Source organism: Saccharospirillum alexandrii, from assembly GCF_043641555.1.
Lineage (GTDB): Bacteria > Pseudomonadota > Gammaproteobacteria > Pseudomonadales > Natronospirillaceae > Saccharospirillum > Saccharospirillum alexandrii_A.
Map to the genome: position 1 here is coordinate 232,617 of NZ_JBHZRJ010000005.1, position 17,558 is coordinate 250,174.

The window sequence follows — 17,558 nt, forward strand, 5'->3', positions numbered from 1 at the left end:
CGGGGTCGGCTCGTGCCTGGGGTCCGCACCGGATGCCGGGTATGCTTCTGCTGGGGCTGGCTCGTGCCTAGGGTACGCGCCGGGCACCGGGTGTGCTTCTGCGGGGTCGGCGTGAACCCGTCCATGGGGCCTAGACTGAAGCATCCATGCTTCAGACTCCCCCGCAGAAGCACACCCGGCACCCGTCGCTCGCCTTTTCAGCAATTCCGACTCTTATTTTGCTAGCTCACAGTCGGCCGTGGACGGCATTGCGGAATACCTTGGTTAATACGGCGTCACTCAGCGGTTGCGGATTGCCACCGGCTGAGGGATCGACGGCGGCCAGGCGGCCGACTTCGTCTGCCTGATCGTCCGGTACGCCGATCTCGGCCAGGGTGTGGGGAATACCCAGCTCACGGCGGAAGTCCAGTACCCATTGCAGCAGGGCATCAAACGAGGTGTCTTCAAGGCCCACGGCCTGAGCCACCGGCACCATACGGTGCTCAATGCTGGCGCGGTTGTGCACCATGATGTAGGGCAGTACCACGGCGTTGGTGAGGCCATGGTGGGTGTTGTACATCGCGCCGACGGCGTGGGAAATGGCGTGTACGCCGCCCAGCCCTTTTTGAAAGGCGATGGCGCCCATGCTGGCCGCAGTGAGCATTTTGGTGCGCGCTTCCAGGTTGTTGCCATCTTTGTAGGCAACCGGCAGCGACGCCGCCACCAGGCGCATGCCTTCCAGAGCAATACCTTCGCAGATCGGGTGAAAACCGGGAGCGCAGTAAGCCTCAAAGCTGTGGATGAAGGCGTCCAGCCCGGTTGCGGCAGTGATGTGTGGCGGCAGCGCCGTTGTGACTTTCGGGTCCAGAATGACGGCTACTGGCAGCATTTTCGGGTGAAACACGATGATTTTGCGGTGTTCGGCTTCGTTGGCGATGACCGAGGCCCGCCCTACTTCCGAGCCGGTGCCGGCCGTCGTCGGAATGGCGATAACCGGGGCGATGCCCTTGGCGTCGGCGCGGGTCCAGTAATCGCCGATGTCTTCGAAATCCCAGATCGGCCGGGTCTGACCCGACATAAAGGCAATGGCTTTACCCACATCGAGGCCACTGCCGCCGCCGAGGGCGACAACGCTGTCGTGCCCGCCCTGGCGATAAGCCGTTACGCCCGCTTCGACCATGGGGCCGGTCGGGTTGCCTTCCACGTCGGCAAAGAATGCCGCGCCGAGGCCGACGCTGGTCAGGGCAGCCAGTGTTTCCGTCACCATGGGCAACCCTGCCAGGCCACGGTCGGTCACCAGCAACGGTGCCTTGAAGCCCAGTTCCTGGCACAGCGCCGGCAATTCTTTCAAACGGTCCGGGCCGACCAGGATGCGGTTGGGCATGCCCCAGTTTGCGATTAACGATGTTTCCGTAGTCATGGGTCAGCCTCCGCTGGGCAGTCGTAAGTGAAAGCTCTTGGGTTGGGTCAGGGCGTCGTAACCGATTTCGGACAGCGACGCACCCCGGCCGGTGTGCTTGACTCCGGTCCAGGCCAGGGCCGGGTCGAGTACGTCGCAGCGGTTCATAAACACGGTGCCGGTCTGTATCTCGCGACCGAGGCGCTCCGCTGCTTCAAGATCCCGCGTCCAGATCGAGGCGGTTAGACCAAATTCGCTGTCGTTCATCAGTTGAATGGCTTCTTCATCCGATGCTACCGGCATGATGCCGACCACGGGGCCGAAACTTTCTTCGGTCATTACGCGCATGCTGTGATCAACCCCGGTCAGGATTTGCGGCGCCAGGTAAGCTGTTCCCGGTTTATCGTCAGGGAATTCTCCGGGCTGAATCAGTGCTTTGGCACCGGATTTGACGGCATCGGCAATTTGGCCGCGCACAAAGTCGGCCGCCGAGGCTTTGACCAGAGGGCCCAGAGTAGTCGATTGTTTCAGCGGATCACCCAGCACCAGCTTGCGGGTTTCAGCGACCAGCGCATCGATGAAGGGTTGATACACATCCTGATGTACATAGATGCGTTCCACAGAGCAACAACTCTGGCCGCTGTTAAAGAAAGCACCATCGGCCAGGTTGACCGCCGCGTCTGCGATATCGACATCGGCGCGCACATAGGCCGGGTCTTTCCCGCCCAACTCCAGCGCCGTACCGGCAAATTGGCCGCTGTCGGCGATGGCCTGCTGAATGCTCTGACCGCCGCGCACCGAGCCGGTAAAACTGACGAAGCGAATGGTCGGTTCTTTCAAAATAGCCGCCGTGGTGTCGTGACTTAATGTCACGGCCTGAAACACCCCCTTAGGCAGCCCAGCTTGTTCCAGAACCCGCTGCAACCGTTCGGCACACAGCAAGGTTTGTTGCGCATGTTTAAGCAACACCGCATTGCCTGCTGCAAGCGCTGGCCAGACCGTATTAACCGCCGTCATATAGGGGAAATTCCAAGGCGCTATGGTCAGCACTACGCCAACAGGATCGCGCCGGATATATCGTTTAAAACCGGGTTTATCCGGCATTTCCAAGTCGGCCAGTGCGCGCGGCGCAATCGCCAGCATGTAACGGGCGCGTTCGCTGAAGCCATTCACTTCACCGCCGCCCTGACTAACAGGACGGCCCATTTGCCAGGCCAGCTCTTCCGCTAACTCGTCGCGCTGCTCATCAAGCAGTTCAACCGCCCGCTCCAATATTTCCACTCGTTGTGCCAGCGGCATGGCTTGCCATTTTTTCTGGGCGGCCGACGCTTGTTTTACCGCCTCACGGGCCTCAGCCTCACTCAGATAAGGCCGCTCGGCGTACTGGTCGGCGTTTACCGGGCTGATGATTTTTGCCATCTCAGTCATTCTTGGCTTCCTGTTAATCGTCTAGATGATTTCAAAGTAGCGCTGCAATTCCCAATCGGTAATCGCCTTTCGGAATTCCCGTTCTTCCCATTCGCGTGTTGCAGCGTAGTGATCAACAAAGGCGTCGCCAAAGAGTTCGCGCGCTGCCTTGGAAGCACGCAATCGACCGGCAGCGTCTATCAGGGTCGCGGGCAATGTTCGTTCGGGCGAAAACTCGACGTCGTAGGCAGTGCCTGCAATCGGCGCGTCTGGTTCCATCTTGTTTTCTATGCCCCACAAACCCGAGGCTAATGCAGCGGCCAGCGCAATGTACGGGTTGATATCAGCCGCTGAAATTCGGTATTCGACACGTTGTGACTTGGGCGACCCTGGAATGGCGCGCAAGGCACAGGTGCGATTTTCAATGCCCCAGCTGGCCGCCGTCGGTGCCCAGGCGCCGGGAATTAACCGGGTGTAGCTGTTGACGGTGCAGGCGATCATCGCCAGAAATTCCGGCATCAGCGCCTGTTGCCCGCCGATGAAATGGCGCATGGTCTCAGACATCTTGTGTTCGCCGCCGGCTTCATCGTAAAACGCCGAGGTGCCATCTTTTTTGTGCAGCGATACGTGCATGTGGCCGCTCTGGCCCGGATAGTCGGCCGACCATTTGGCCATGAAGGTGGCCATCATGCCGTTGCGCTGGGCGTAGACTTTGGTGAAGGTTTTAAACAGCGCGGCTTTGTCGGCGGCGTTCAGGGCGGAATCAACCGCCAGGGCCGCTTCCAGCACACCGGGGCCGGTTTCGGTGTGAAAGCCTTCCATCGGCATGTCCATGGCGTTGCAGTAATGCATGAAGTCGTTGTAGAACTCGGCCATCACCGAGCTGCGCAATACCGAGTAGCCAAAAAAGCCGGGCGTGATGCTGGTCATCTGCTGGTAGTGTTTGTCGCGCACCGACTTGGGGGTTTCTTCAAACAGGAAGAATTCGAATTCGCAGGCGGCGAGTGCGTTGAACCCAAGGCCATCGGCACGCTCCAGTACACGACGCAGCAGACCGCGCGGGCAAATGGTTTCGGCCGGGCCGGTGAATTCACAGAGGAAGAACAGGGTGTTGCCTTCCGACGGAATCTCCCGACAGCTGTCCGGTACAATGTTGACCCAGGCATCCGGGTAGGCGGTGTGCCAGCCGGTGTAGTCGACGTTGTCGTAGAGTTGGTCGTTACTGTCCCAGCCCAGCACCACATCACAAAAGCCGAAGCCGCCGTCCAGTGCCGACAGGAATTTACTGCGGCTCATGTACTTGCCGCGCAGTACCCCGTCGATGTCGAACACCCCGACTTTTATCTGGCTGGCATTGCGCTCTTCAATAATGGCTTTGGCGTCTGCTTTGGTTTTTACGTCTCTGGGCTGCATCTCAACACTCCTTTTGAACTGGCCTATAGATATACCTCTCCCGCCTGAAAGAGTCATCGGTTTGGCTTAAAAAAAATCAGGAAGTCGCTATTCAGCCAAACCGGTCGGGCCGAAACGCACCAAGGTCGACCGCTGCCGGTTCCCCGTCGACCAGTTGGCCCACTATCTGTGCACTCCCGGCCGACAGTGTCCAGCCGAAGGTGCCATGCGCGGTATTAATAAAGAGGTTGTCGGTCGGGCCCTTGCCGATGGCTGGCGGACCGTCCGGTGTCATCGGCCGGAACCCGGTCCAGGCTTCGGCGGTCTCCAGATCAGCAGCCCCTGGGAAGCGCATGGCGGTGGCGCGTTTCAGGGTGTCGAGCCGACGAGGTGGTATGTTGCGGTTAAAGTCAGCCAGTTCAACAAAACCGGTTACCCGCAGCCGATCGTTCAGACGGGTCGCCACCACTTTGAATTCGTCGTCGATCACCGTCGATTGCGGTGCCTTGTCGGGGTTGGTCAGCGCCGCCGTGAGCGAGTAACCCTTGACCGGGTACAGAGACAACTTCAGGCCAAATTCCCGGGCAACCTCCGACGACGCCGCACCGGCACAGAGCACAAAAGCATCGGCTTCGAGCTGCTCGGCGGCGCCCGGTTCATTGGCCCGGGTCAGTACCAGGGCGACGGGTTTACCGGCCTCGGTAATGACCTCGGCAACCGACTGGCCGTAATGGAAGTTAACACCCTGTCCGGCACAAACGTCAGCCAATGCCCGGGTAAACTGGTGACAGTCACCGGTGCCGTCGTCTTTCAGGCGCAAAGCCCCCAGAATCGGCGGGTTGCGGGCCAGGCCAGGTTCAAATGAATACACGTCGTCTGGCTCAAGCATCTGGTGTTCTATGCCCAGGCGTTGCAACAGCGCTGCATTGTCGCGCAAGCCCTGGTGATTTTTCGCATTGCTGGCCAGCTCCATCAGCCCGCGGTGTCCACCGGAAAAATCGAAAGGGTGTTTCTGTTCAATGTCGATGAAACACTCGCGGCTAAAGGCCGCCAACTTTAGCATCGCAACTTTGTTCGCCTCGAATAGTCCCGGCTGGCGCGCATAGCGCCAGGTATCCCAAAGAAAGCGCAGCGTTGACAGAGACGGCGGCTGTTTCATTTTTAGCGGGCCATCGGCCGATAGCAGCCAGGGCAATGCCTTGCCAATCATCGCCGGTGAAGCCCAGGGGTAGACGTAGCCATAGCTGCGCTGGCCTGCGTTCGCTTTGCTGGTTTCCATACCCGCTGATGACTGGGGGTCAATCACGCTGACGGTGTGGCCACGCTGGCGCAATGCCCAGGCGGTGGTCACACCGACCACACCGGCTCCAATAACCGCGATATGCATGCTTCAGGCTCCTGAGTGCTGCTGCCAGACTTCAATGGCGGCGGCCAGGTCTTCCAGCGACGCGCCAACCGATTTAAACACCGTGATCTCATCGCCGCGCTCGCGGCCCGGGGTTTTGCCACGCAATAGATCGGCCAGGTCGGCACGAACATCGTCTAAAGTGAAATCGCTTTCGTCCATAGCCTGCAGCAGATCACCCGCTTCACCGCGGGCACCAGCGTAGGTATCGACGAACACCTTACCGCGGGTTATGGCCACGCTGTCGCACTCGCGCATGGTGGGTCGAAACGCACCAACCAGATCCAGATGCGCTCCGGGTTTGAGCCAGTCGCCCTTCACCAGGGCCTCGGTTGATAGCGTGGCACAGCTGACGATGTCGGCCTGGCTCACGCTGTCTGCCAGGTCGGTTACAACGCTGGTCTCAAAGCGGTTCTGATACTGCGTTGCCAGTGCTGCGGCTTTCTCCGGGTTGCGCCCCCAGACCTGCACTTTCCGAATGGGCCGCACACTGGCGTGGGCTTCAATCAGCATGGGTGCCAGCTTGCCGGTGCCGAGCACGACCAGCGTTGCCGCGTCAGGGTGCGCCAGTTCACGCGCGGCCAGGGCAGACGCGGCGGCGGTTCGACGCCGGGTCAGTTCGCTGCCATCGATACAGGCCAGAGGCTGACCGGTTTCGCCATTGCTGAGTAAATAGACCCCGGAAATGGCTGGCAGCCCGACGGCAGCATTTTGCGGATAGACGTTGACCATTTTCACGCCCACATAGCCATCCGTTTGCCAGGCAGGCATCAGCAGCATGGTGGCTTCACCGTCTTTGCGATGCATCGCATGATGGTGGCGTGGGGGCGCTTCAACACCGTCGACAAAAGCGCTCGCAATACGCTCGATCAGTGCCGGCCAGGCGAGCAACCGGGCCACCTGTTCGCTGCTAATAACTTCCATTGACTGCCTCCGTGTCCTTGATGAACGCTGCTCAATTTGGATTTTCATCATACGAGGCTGACCCTCTGTTGCAAGCACAGTACCGTCTAAGCGTCAGCTTACTGACCGCTTTAACCGATTTTCGCTGAACACAGCTCGCTCGTTTGCTTGCATTGCTGGCCCTGTATCTATACTCCGCCGAACTCCCCCAATTGGAGCTTGTTGTTGGTTGCTGGGCGCACTTGAAGAAAAGGAAGGTGTAAACATCAGTCTAAGTGTTAAGCTGGGCCTGGATGCATTGTTCTGAATACGCTGATGACATCAAAAGGACAGCTTGCCACGACAGGGAACCGTGACATCGAACCGCCTTCCAGAGGCTGGTTGGGTAGCTGGGTCCCGTGGCATTCACCTCCCCTACAGCGATGCCTTGGTATCGCCTCTGTTCTGACGTTTCTGGCGTTCGGCCTGGCCGGTATATTGTTTACCGGGGCGGCCAATGCCGAGATCCGGTTGTCGCAAATCAACAACCATCTAACGCTGAATGCACTCAACGGTGGGCTGCTGCCCCTCGATACGCCCCCCAGCCTTGATGCTTTGCCGCAGACGTTCGAAAGCACCCCGAATTTTGGCTATATCCGCGACGACCAAAAAGCCTGGCTGGCGCTGAGTGTCGTGAATGACACCGAGCGATCCGACTGGACGCTGGCCATCAACGCCGAAGCCGCCGATTACGTGGATGTCTACTCGGTTATGGCGGGCCAGGCCATTGACCTTAATTCCCCCCTGTTTATCGCCGGCGACCGTCGCCCCAGCGACCTGCGCCGCTATCCGTTCCCCGGTTACCTGGTGCCAATAGCCATTGCCCCCGGTGACACCCGGGAAATATACATCGCCGCCTATGGTCGCAGCACCCTCGCGCTCGACGTCAGTCTGAACGATGAAAACTCGCAGATACACTCGGCCACCCGCGAAATGCTGCTCGATGTACTGCTGATCACGCTCAGTGGCGCCATGCTGCTGTTCAACCTGGTGATGTGGCAGGTAGACAGAGACCGTTTCCGCTTCAATTACCTGATCTACCTAAGCGGCATGATTCTGTTTTCGGTATACAACTCGGGGCTTGGCTACCTCTACCTCTGGCCAAATTCCACTTTTATTCAGCAAAATGCCGCGTTTTTCGGGCTGGCGATGTTCTTCTGGGGTGGCTACAGCTTTTGCCAGCATTTTCTGCGCACCCGCACCCATTATCCGCGACTGCACCACGTGCTGAGCGGGCTGCGCTGGTTGGGTATTGCATCGATTCCCTTTGGCCTGCTGGATATGATCAGCCATGCGGTCACCATTGTGACCCTGGCCAACCTGATCTTTTTTGTAACGGTTATCTATCTCGGCATCAGTGCCACCCAAAAAGGCCTGAACTCGGCGCCGCTGTTTCTGATCAGCTGGTCGGGCATGGTGATCTGTGCTGTTATCTACAACCTCTATGTGCAGGGTGTGCTGCCTTCCAACTTTTTTGTACAGCGTGCCCTGTTGTTTGGTGTGGCTTCTGAGTCGCTGTTGATGTCCGTGGCCCAGGCCAATTACCTGCGCAACGACCATCGCGCGCGCGAAGAGCGTGAAGCCGAAGCCAAAGAAGAAGCCCTTCAGACCCTGGCCCGGCTCGATCAGGCCTTACAGGATGCCCGCGACGCCAATCGCAGCAAAGATGAATTCCTGCGTCTGGTCAGCCATGAATTGCGCACCCCTATCACCCATGCGCTGGGTGCACTGGCCGAACTGGCCAGCAGCCCGCTGAAAGCCCGGCAGCAGGAATTGCTGTATTTGCTGCAAAATGCGACTCACACCACTCACCACCAGGTAGAAAGCCTGCTTTCCTATGCCGAATTACTGGCCTACCCGGTGGTCAGCCGCCCGGCAGTGGTTGACGTGCGCAGCCGACTGCAGGATTGCAAAAACCGGCTGTCAGCGGCCTTCTCGACCCACGGCCGGGCCTGTACCCTGATCGGGGCCGACACCCTGCCCGGCGCCTTGTCACTCGACTGGCACAACACCCAGCATATTCTGGATCACTTGCTCGACAATGCCCTGCAGCACAGCCAGTCCGGCGATATTGAAATGAGTGCGCATTTCGACGCCACTGCCCAGCGGCTGAATCTGACCCTGCGCCAGCCCAACCCCATTGATACCATTCATACACCACCGGTGACCGAGCCGACCAACCCCGAAAACCCGGCCGACAAATCGCCCCTCTCGGGCCCGACGCTTAACCTCTACCTCAGCCAGGCCTTCGCCGACATTCTGGGCGCCGAACTGAGCCGTGACCAACAGATCGACCACACCCTGACCCGGCTGAGCCTGCCTTGTACCAGCGCTCCCGAGCAGGAGGGCGTTACTGCTGAAGCGGCGCCCCTGGCGGGCAGCAAAGTCCTGATCGTCGAAGACAATCTGCTTAACCTGAAACTGCTGACCGCCATTCTGGAACGGGAGCGGTGTGAACTGGAAGTCGCCTACGACGGACTGGGCGCGGTGGAGCAAGCCGCTGCGGTTCAATACGATTTCATTTTGATGGACTGTCAGATGCCGAAGATGGACGGCTTCGAAGCCACCCGCCAGATCCGCAAGAGCGATGGCCCCAACGCCAACACCCCCATTCTGGCCATCACCGCCAACACCATGGAACGCGATCGCGACGAAGCCTTCTCGGCGGGCATGGATGACCTGATCCCCAAACCCTTCTCCCGACCGATGCTGGTAGAGCGCCTGCTGCACTGGCAACAGCGCCGCCTAACCTGACTGCCCGCTGAACCCGTGTCGGCATCTTTACGCGCATCAACTGGCCCGGGCTGGCATCGCGAGGTAAGGTTGCTATACAGAGTTTTGACAGACCGCTGACGATGCCCACAAAATCGATGTTACCAGCCGACGACCTGACGCCCACCTGCCACCTGCGCAACCTGATGCTGATCACCACGGCCAGCCTGTTTCTGGCCGGCTGCGCTGGGTACCAGAGCTATGAAGCGGGCTCGTACAGCCAGCCCGTGGCTACCGGTCAGACCGCCCCGTCACCTGGCAGCACCAGCACCGCCCCGTCCAGCCATTCCGCCGTCGTGAGCCAGTTACAACAGGTCTACCAGCGCTATCAGGGCACGCCCTACCGCTACGGCGGCACCACGCCCGCTGGGTTCGATTGTTCAGGATTCATCGTAACGGCCTACCGGGAAGGGCTGAACCGCACTGTGCCCCGCACCACTGAGTTAATGCTAAGCCAGGGTCAATTTGTACGACGGGATCAGTTGCGCGAAGGGGATATCGTTTTCTTCCGCATCGGTGGGAAAGACCAGCATGCAGGCATTTACCTCGGGGAGAACCGCTTTATTCATTCGGCCACGTCGGTTGGCGTAACAGAGTCATCACTCGGCAACGCCTATTGGCAACAGCGGTACTCCCAGGCGAGGCGCTTTCTTTAGTGGTTTGGTTTCGGAGTTCGACTTTGTTGTGTTGCCAAAAATCCGTGCCAGGCACCGGGTGTGTCTATACGGGGTCGGCGTAAACCCATCCATGGGGCCTAGACCGCAACATCCATGTTGCGGACTACCCCGGATAGACACACCCGGCGCATGGCACTCAGTTGGTTGCGAACTCCAAAACCCAAGCAGCTACCTCAGCGGCGGGGCGTACAGTAAGCCGCCTTTGTTCCACAGCTGATTCAGCCCCCGCTCGAAGCCCAGTGGTGAATCCACACCGACGTTACGTTCAAACACCTCGCTGTAATTGCCCACCTGTCGGATTATCTGATAGGCCCAGTCGGCTGTCAGGCCCATGGCGCGGCCGGTGTCTGCGTTCACGCCGAGCATGCGCTGGATCACGGGTTTGGGGGATTCCCGCATGGCGTCGACATTGCTCTGGTTAACGCCGTATTCCTCGGCATTGACCATGGCGTAGACCGTCCATTTGACGATGTTGTACCACTGCATGTCGTCCTGCCGAACGGCCGGACCCAGGGGTTCCTTGGAAATGACCTCAGACAGAATGGTGACGGCCTGAGGGTTTTTGAGCCGGGTGCGCTGGGCATACAGCTGCGACAGATCGGAGGTTAAGACGTTGCACCGGCCGGCCTCGAAGCCGCGCAGCGTCTGGTCGGAAGTGGCGAAGACCACGGGCTGGTAGTTCATGCCGGTTTCCCGGAAGTAATCAGCCACATTCAATTCGCTGGTGGTACCGCCCTGAATGCAGATCGCCGCGCCATCCAGTTCCGGTAGCCCGCTGATCCCTGAAGACTGGGTAACCATAAAGCCCTGGCCATCGTAGAACACAATGCCCGCGAAGATCATGCCGAGGGTAGTGTCCCGGGCGTGGGTCCAGGTGGTGTTGCGCGACAGCATATCCACTTCGCCGGAGCTTAGGGCGTTAAACCGGTCGCTTGGCGGCAGTGGCGTGTAGCGTACTTTGCTGGCATCGCCCAGCACTGCTGCAGCGACAGCCCGGCAGACATCCACATCGAGACCGCTCCAGCGTCCTTCGGCATCGGGGTTCGAGAAGCCGGGAATCCCGGTCGAGACGCCGCAATCGAGGTAGTTTTTGCTGCGCACATCACTGAGTGTCGAGGCCTGCGAAGCGGTTGCCAACAGTGTCAGCCCCGCCATAACCCCCATCATTCGACGCCCTGCGGACGCTACTGCCTTGCTGCCCATTCTGAACCCCTGCTGTCGCTACCCGAGCCCGGTGGCACCGGGTGTTTGAGCCTGGTTAACACGGCCCTTCGGTTGTCCCGTACGATCATCGGTACTGGCACCGGTACAGGCTGATGGAAGCAGCCTGACCACCCCCTATCATTTACCGGCTGACCGATCCGGTCAAGGAGGGCAGATCGAGCCCCAGATCCGGGCTGCGCATAGTGCCGGACCAGTTCATACCGAGGCTCGACGGCCATTCGCCGCTGCGCAGGGCTTCGAGCAAGGAAACGCCCAGCCCTCCAAACCCCAGCGACACCTCGGTCGTCTGGCGCTGGGTAACGCCAGCGCCGATGTCCATTTCCGACAGTGACATTCTTGACAGACTGCGCCCGTCGGCTTCGATGCCCACATTGAAGGGGCCGGTTGCAAGGTCAAAGCGGTTCGGGTTGGTGACCACCAGGTCCAGTGCCAGCGTCAGGCTGGTGAAGCCGATGTCTTCGACCCGCCAGTCAGCCAGACTGACCTGAGGCGATTTCGGCACCGGCACGGTAAAGTCGTGCGACCAGTCGAGCTGGCGCGCGCCCAACACGGGCACCGACAGCGTCGGTTGCAGTTTCAGTTCCAGGTTGGCTTCGCCAGCGGCGTAGGCCTCACGTGCACGCTGCAGCAGTCCAGCGGCGGTGACGGTCCAGTCGAATTCCAGGGTGGTGGATGAACGAGCCGCCAGGCCATTCAATGTCGGGGTGCCCAGGTCGATCCAGGGCTCTCCGTCGAGCCAAAGCTGGGCGGCAAATTCGGTGATCGGCAGGCGATAGGCGTTGGGGTTGGTCAGTTTAACCTGGCTGGAGCCGTTGACGCCTGTCCAGGTAATGCCGGTCAGCCGGGTGGACTGGTGATCAAAGCTGGGCTGGCGATAGGCATTGTCCACCCCAAAACCGGCACAACCGCTGAGTATGAAGGCGGTGGCAATCAGGCCACCCAGACTTAACCATTGCTGACGCATAGTGTCGATTCCATTAACTTGGGAAAGCTCCACTCTACTGGATCTGACCTTTAAGGTCGCGCCTCAGATCAGCAATTTTCACGATCTACTCAATGGGTAATCTTCGGGTTGAATTACCAACGCAACTTTGTTGCCAGGCGGGCAGCCGGGTAGGCTCATTGAAGGCACGCTGTAAATACTTCCCTGTAAGCTCGAAGACCGGATATGAATCCCCTCCATGGGATTCACCCTTCGGGCTCGCTGCGCTCATGCTAAAACGCTCCCGGCGTTTTAGTCCATGCGGTCTAACGGCCTTCAATGAGCCTACCCGGCCGCCCTTCGCTGCTTTTCAGGTCGCAACGATTACTGCATCACTCTGAGCACTTCCAGACAGGCGCACAAAGTATGGTAGTCACACTTGGCACCGGCGGCGCTCTTCTCGTTGGAGACTTTGCGATTATCCCGGTACAGCACACGGAACCAGGCGCCGTGGTCGTGATCGACGAAGTGGTCCCAGCTGTATTGCCACAGCTGCTGGTAGCAGTCCCGATAGTGTTCGTCTCCGGTTGCCTGTAACAGCAGCGCGGCGGCGGCAAAGCTTTCAGCCTGCACCCAGAAGTATTTGTCGTCATCGCACCAGTTGCCTTGCGGATCGAAGCCGTAGACCAGGCCGCCGTGTTCGGCATCCCAACTGCTTTGCCAGGCGCGGTCGAACAGGCTTTTGGCGCGGTCGATATAACGGGTTTGCGGATCGTGACGGTGCAGCATCAGCAGCAACTTGGTCCACTCGGTCTGGTGGCCTGGCTGGAAGCCCCAGGGGCGGTAGAGGTTTTTCGGGTCGTCTTTGTTGTAATCCCAGTCGATGTTGAAATCGGTTGTGTAATGCTCCCAGACCAGTCCGTCGGTCAGGTCGGCCTGTCGGAAGGCGATGTTGTTGGCGAGGGTTGTGGCGCGTTCGAGAAAGCGTGCGTTCTGGCTGGCTTCATAGGCGGCGATCATGGCTTCGCACAGGTGCATGTTTGAGTTCTGGCCGCGGTAGTCGCTGAGTACGCCGTCGGCACTGAGTTCGTCGGCATAGAGGCCGTATTCAGCTTGCCAGAAGCGTTGTTCGAGCAAATCGTAGGTGCGATGCAGCGGGTCTGCACTGCCAATGACGCCGGCTTTCAGGCAGGCGGAATAAGCGAGCAATACGAAGGCATAGCCGTAGGCTTGCTGTGTCAGGTCTTCGGGCTCATGGTCACGCAGGGTCCAGGCGTACAACCCTTCCTCTTCACGCCAGTGCACTTGCTCGACATAATCCAGACCACGACGGGCGCGAATGCGATACTCCTCAAGGTCGAAATGCAGACCAGCCAGGGCGTAGTTCACCACCAGGCGGGTACTGCTGACCAATTGGCGAAAGCCGGGGTCGAAGACATCGCCGTTGTCACAGTAATTATGAAAGAAACCACCGCTCGGGTCGTCAACTCTCGGGTCGTAAAACGCCAGTATCGACTGACAATGCTGATTCAGAAAATCACGATCATAGAAATTCACAGAGCGGTCCTCGTTGTATTTATTTACTCAGGTTTCGAATGCCAATTTGAATACACTGCCACGAGTCCGCGACAGGAGGCGGGTATGCTTTTTTGGGGCCGCCGTGAATACCTCCCTGTAGGCTTAACTTCGGCATCCATGCCTCAGATATCCCCAAATAAGCACACCCACCCCCTGTCTCTAGTCTATTGCGGCCTCCTGAATTTGAGCTAGAAGACGCTCATCTTGGTACCTGCTAACGCTCAATAAAATCCGCTTTCTCAATGATTTGCAACTCACTGACCGGTTTTCGCTGGTCGATGTGGTCGAGCAGTAGGCCAACCAGTTGCCGTCCGACTTTGTGCAAGTCCTGATGAAAGCCGCTCACCGGTGTGCGGAAGTACTCGGGCAAGGGTGAGGTTTCCAGTGTGACCAGATCGCAATCGGTTCCGACTAAACGGCCGCTGTCGTGCAGGCCCGCCAGTATACCCATGGCGGCGATTTCAGTGCCGCAGATAAAGCCGTCAGGTTGCCAGCCACTTTGCAGCCATTCACGAGTTTGGGCACGATAGTCGGTTGCATTCGCTTCGATCAACAATTGCCGGTGTTCTTCGAAACTCAGTCCCGCTTCCAGCAAGGCACGCTGAAAACCGACTTTGCGATGCCAGCCATAGAGATAATGCTGCGGCGGTGTCAGCATCACCAGTTTGCGGCGGCCGCGCCCGAGCAGATAGTTGGCAGCCCGATAGCCGAAGTCGATGTTATCGGTGTCGTAAAAGGGGTGCTGAATCGACAGCTCGGTACGCCCGAAGGTGACCAGTGGCAGGTTCATCGAATGCAGGTATTTAACCCGTTCATCCTCGCTGCGGGTGATGTTCAGAATCACGCCATCGGCCAGGCCGTGTTCGGCAATGTAGCGCACCGGTTCGAGTTCGTCCTGCTCCGGGCGGCTTGGGATGATGGTCAAATGATAGGGGGTATCGGCTAGCGCGGCGGTGAGACCTTCGATCAGCGGCAGCGTGCCCAGGTCGCCAACAATTTCGCCCGGTTTGATCACCGGCATCACCAGTGCGATGACGTGGGTTTTGCCCGTTTTCAGACCAATACCTGAATGGTTGGGCCGGTAGCCCAGCGCTGCGGCCGCGGTTTTCACCCGTTCGATGGTCTCGGGTTTCACTTCGGCACCGCCCTTCAAGGCGCGGGACACGGTGGTCACCGATAAATCGAGATGCCGGGCCAGCGTCTTGAGCGTTGCTCTGGGTTTATCGGGCGTCATAGTGCCTCGCCTCTATTAATTCACCCGTCATATCAAACGCACCAGGGTGCCCATGGCTTCCCGGTAGCTTGCTGCCAGGTGATAGACCGCCAGTTCATCCCGACCAAATGGCTGTCCTTGCCAGCGCAGGGTTTTGGTCTCGCCGGGTAGCAGAGTAAAGCTGTTATCGTTCCAGCGGCCGGTGCCCGGGCTGTCCAGCGTGACGTAATGCGCCGGAACATCGGTTCTCAATGTGGCCCAGAGGCCTTTCGTGTCTTCTCCGGTTTTGATATCCAGCGTTGCCTGCGGCAAGTCGAGGTGCTTCCACACCGCGAAGTAGGTAGTGGCGTCGCATTCGCTTTTGGTAACGGGAATCGTCGTTGTGCCGGTTGGCTGCTCAAGTTCATAATCGCCACGGGCAACGGCAAAGGTTTCAGTGGGGTCTTCCGCGGTTACCTCTATCAGACACAGGCTCTCCCCGGCTTCCAGTCGCTGGTTGATTGGCGTTGTTTGCACGACTTTCCCGTCCAGCCCGATGATTTGCCACTGGCCACTCAGTAGGGCCGGTACTGGCAAGTCGTTCACGGCAATCAGTTGCTGCGTCGCACCTTCGCCGATCCAGAACCATTGCACCGGTTGGTAAAACCGCCGGGCGTGGTAGTGCATCTGCTTCCAGCCGCCGCCGTATTCCAGACTGCTCCATGAGGCGACCGGCCAGTTGTCGTTCAGTTGCCAGTAAAGTGTGCCCATGCAATGCGGGCGCAGTGTACGCCAGTATTCGATGGCGGTTTTCATCGCAATGGCCTGTTGAACCTGGCTTAAATACAGGAACTGGTCGAAGCCCATAGGGAAACGAAAATAGCGGGTGAACATCTCAACAATTTTGGCGTTGCCAGCCGGGTTTTTCTGATGCACTTCCATTACCGGGCTGGTGACATTGCGGTCATCGACTTCGGTAAACGATTCGATAACGCCTTTCGACGGGAATGACTGATAGCCAAATTCGCTGCAGAAACGCGGTTTAATGTCGTAGTAGGCGGAAAAGGATTTGCCCGAATGCCAGACATCCCAGTAATGGATGTCGCCTTTGTTGTCATCGTGCCAAGCGTCACCAAAATCCAGTTCACCGTTGCACGGCGAGCTTGGCCAGAACACCCGGCTCGGGTCGGCGTGCTGCACGGTGTCGTCCAGCACCCGGTTCAGCCGGTCGTAATTGACCAGGTATTTTTCGCGGTTGTTGCGTGAAGTTTCATACCAGTTGATGGCGCCGATCACTTCGTTGTCGCCACACCAGATCGCAATGCAGCTGTGGCTTTGCAGGCGCCGCACTTGCCAGTCGACTTCGGGCGTAACGTCGTCCAGAAAGGCCGGTGTGCTCGGGTACAACGAGCAGGCGAACATCAGGTCCTGCCACACCAGCAACCCGAGGCGTTCGCAGGTTTCATAAAAGGCATCGTGTTCGTACAGGCCGCCGCCCCAGACCCGGATCATGTTGAAATGCGCCGCTGCCGAGGCTTCGAGCAGATGCTGATAGCGCTCGGGCGTGTGGCGCGCCGGGAAGGCATCGGCCGGAATCCAGTTGGCGCCTTTGGCGAAGATTTCGACGCCGTTGACCACGACCACCATGCGGTTACCGGCCTCGTCGGCACTCAAGTCCCAGTGCAGATCGCGCAGGCCGATATCGCGTTGCCAGAGCTGGCCGTCCATTTCGACCGCCAATCGATACAAAGGTTGATCCCCATAGCCATTGGGCCACCAGAGCGATGGGTTGGTCACGGTCAATTCGGCCTGGCCCTGGTTCTGCCCGGGCATCAGGGTCAATTCAACCGGCTGCGCACCGGGCAGCCCGAGATGAAGGCGCTGTTCGGTTTGAGCGGCACCAACGGTATCGACCGTGACCTGCAAGCGTGCTTCACCGGGCTGGTGCTGCTGGGTGACACGAACGGTATCGAGCAGGCGATCGGAATGCACCTGAATCAGCGGCGCTGTATAGAGCCCGGTCGACATAAGACAGATACCCCAGTCCCAGCCGGCATCACACTGGGTTTTGCGCACTGTGTTCATGTGCGGAATCTGGTTGTTCGATTCGCTATAAGGTACCGGGAATGGCAGTTGCGCGGCACGCTCGGCACCCAGTTTGGCGGCATCGTGCAGGGTTATGCGCAGGCGGTTTTCGCCAACCCGGGCCTGGGGTTTGATGTTCAGATAAAACCGACGGAACAGGTTCGATAGTTTGGCAACGGGTTCGTCATTCAGCGTTACCGTAGCGTGTGTATCCAGATACTCCAGTTGCAGGGTGATATTCCGGACAAGATCAGCCTCACTCAAAACGAAGGTTCGTTCCAGCACCCAGGTCTGCTGATGCACCCATTGCACGCGGGCTTCGTTATCCCGGTAAAACGGGTCCGGCAAGTCACCGGCCTGCAACAGCACATGGTGCACATCGACCGGAACCTTGACGTCGTAGCGCCGTTGCGGCTGATCATCACGAAACAGTTGCCACTGATCAATGAGGCTTAGGGTGGTGGACACTGGCCGTCTCCCGTTGAACTGGAACCGCCATTCTACTCAGGCTTCATCTAAAATGGCAACGTTACGATTTTTACAACATGCCAGGAATTCGCCTAATGGTATTAACAACAAATGGC

12 protein-coding genes are annotated in these 17,558 nt (G+C 58.8%); 2 read left to right on the forward strand and 10 right to left on the reverse strand.

The features are described 5' to 3' along the window. Positions 1-226: 226 nt before the first annotated feature. From ACHUE7_RS18085 to lhpI, 5 genes are all read right to left on the reverse strand, one after another. Positions 227-1,399, reverse strand: coding sequence for an iron-containing alcohol dehydrogenase (locus ACHUE7_RS18085; RefSeq protein WP_394171284.1), 1,173 nt, complete (start codon positions 1,397-1,399; stop codon positions 227-229). Positions 1,400-1,402: 3 nt separating this feature from the next. Further along, a complete protein-coding gene (locus tag ACHUE7_RS18090) occupies positions 1,403-2,806 on the reverse strand; it encodes an aldehyde dehydrogenase family protein (RefSeq protein ID WP_394171285.1) in 1,404 nt (467 codons plus the stop codon). A gap of 21 nt (positions 2,807-2,827) precedes the next feature. Continuing rightward, positions 2,828-4,198: a glutamine synthetase family protein gene (locus tag ACHUE7_RS18095; protein ID WP_394171286.1), complete on the reverse strand. Its 1,371-nt coding sequence runs from the start codon at positions 4,196-4,198 to the stop codon at positions 2,828-2,830. Between the two features lie 91 nt (positions 4,199-4,289). Beyond that, complete coding sequence (locus ACHUE7_RS18100; protein WP_394171287.1) at positions 4,290-5,564, reverse strand: D-amino acid dehydrogenase; 1,275 nt, start codon at positions 5,562-5,564, stop codon at positions 4,290-4,292. Between the two features lie 3 nt (positions 5,565-5,567). Beyond that, positions 5,568-6,506 (reverse strand): bifunctional Delta(1)-pyrroline-2-carboxylate/Delta(1)-piperideine-2-carboxylate reductase, encoded by a 939-nt coding sequence (lhpI, locus tag ACHUE7_RS18105; protein ID WP_394171288.1) that lies wholly within the window; start codon positions 6,504-6,506, stop codon positions 5,568-5,570. A gap of 294 nt (positions 6,507-6,800) precedes the next feature. Between lhpI and ACHUE7_RS18110 the strand changes: the two genes are divergently transcribed. After that, positions 6,801-9,278, forward strand: a complete 2,478-nt coding sequence (locus tag ACHUE7_RS18110) for a 7TM diverse intracellular signaling domain-containing protein (RefSeq protein WP_394171289.1) — start codon at positions 6,801-6,803, stop codon at positions 9,276-9,278. A gap of 101 nt (positions 9,279-9,379) precedes the next feature. Next, positions 9,380-9,952: a C40 family peptidase gene (locus ACHUE7_RS18115; protein WP_394171290.1), complete on the forward strand. Its 573-nt coding sequence runs from the start codon at positions 9,380-9,382 to the stop codon at positions 9,950-9,952. 189 nt (positions 9,953-10,141) lie between these two features. Here the strand turns inward: ACHUE7_RS18115 and ACHUE7_RS18120 are convergent, their stop codons facing one another. From ACHUE7_RS18120 to ACHUE7_RS18140, 5 genes are all read right to left on the reverse strand, one after another. Continuing rightward, complete coding sequence (locus tag ACHUE7_RS18120) at positions 10,142-11,176, reverse strand: amino acid ABC transporter substrate-binding protein (RefSeq protein ID WP_394171291.1); 1,035 nt, start codon at positions 11,174-11,176, stop codon at positions 10,142-10,144. A 142-nt stretch (positions 11,177-11,318) separates the two neighbouring features. Next, positions 11,319-12,161, reverse strand: a complete 843-nt coding sequence (locus tag ACHUE7_RS18125) for an LEA type 2 family protein (RefSeq protein ID WP_394171292.1) — start codon at positions 12,159-12,161, stop codon at positions 11,319-11,321. A 342-nt stretch (positions 12,162-12,503) separates the two neighbouring features. After that, positions 12,504-13,676 carry an AGE family epimerase/isomerase gene (locus ACHUE7_RS18130; RefSeq protein ID WP_394171293.1) on the reverse strand — a complete coding sequence of 391 codons (1,173 nt, stop codon included), beginning with the start codon at positions 13,674-13,676 and terminating at the stop codon, positions 12,504-12,506. A gap of 235 nt (positions 13,677-13,911) precedes the next feature. Further along, entirely contained in the window at positions 13,912-14,931 is a 1,020-nt protein-coding gene (locus tag ACHUE7_RS18135; protein WP_394171295.1) for a LacI family transcriptional regulator, read from the reverse strand. Positions 14,932-14,958: 27 nt separating this feature from the next. Then, positions 14,959-17,442, reverse strand: a complete 2,484-nt coding sequence (locus tag ACHUE7_RS18140; protein ID WP_394171296.1) for a beta-mannosidase — start codon at positions 17,440-17,442, stop codon at positions 14,959-14,961. Positions 17,443-17,558: the final 116 nt, after the last annotated feature.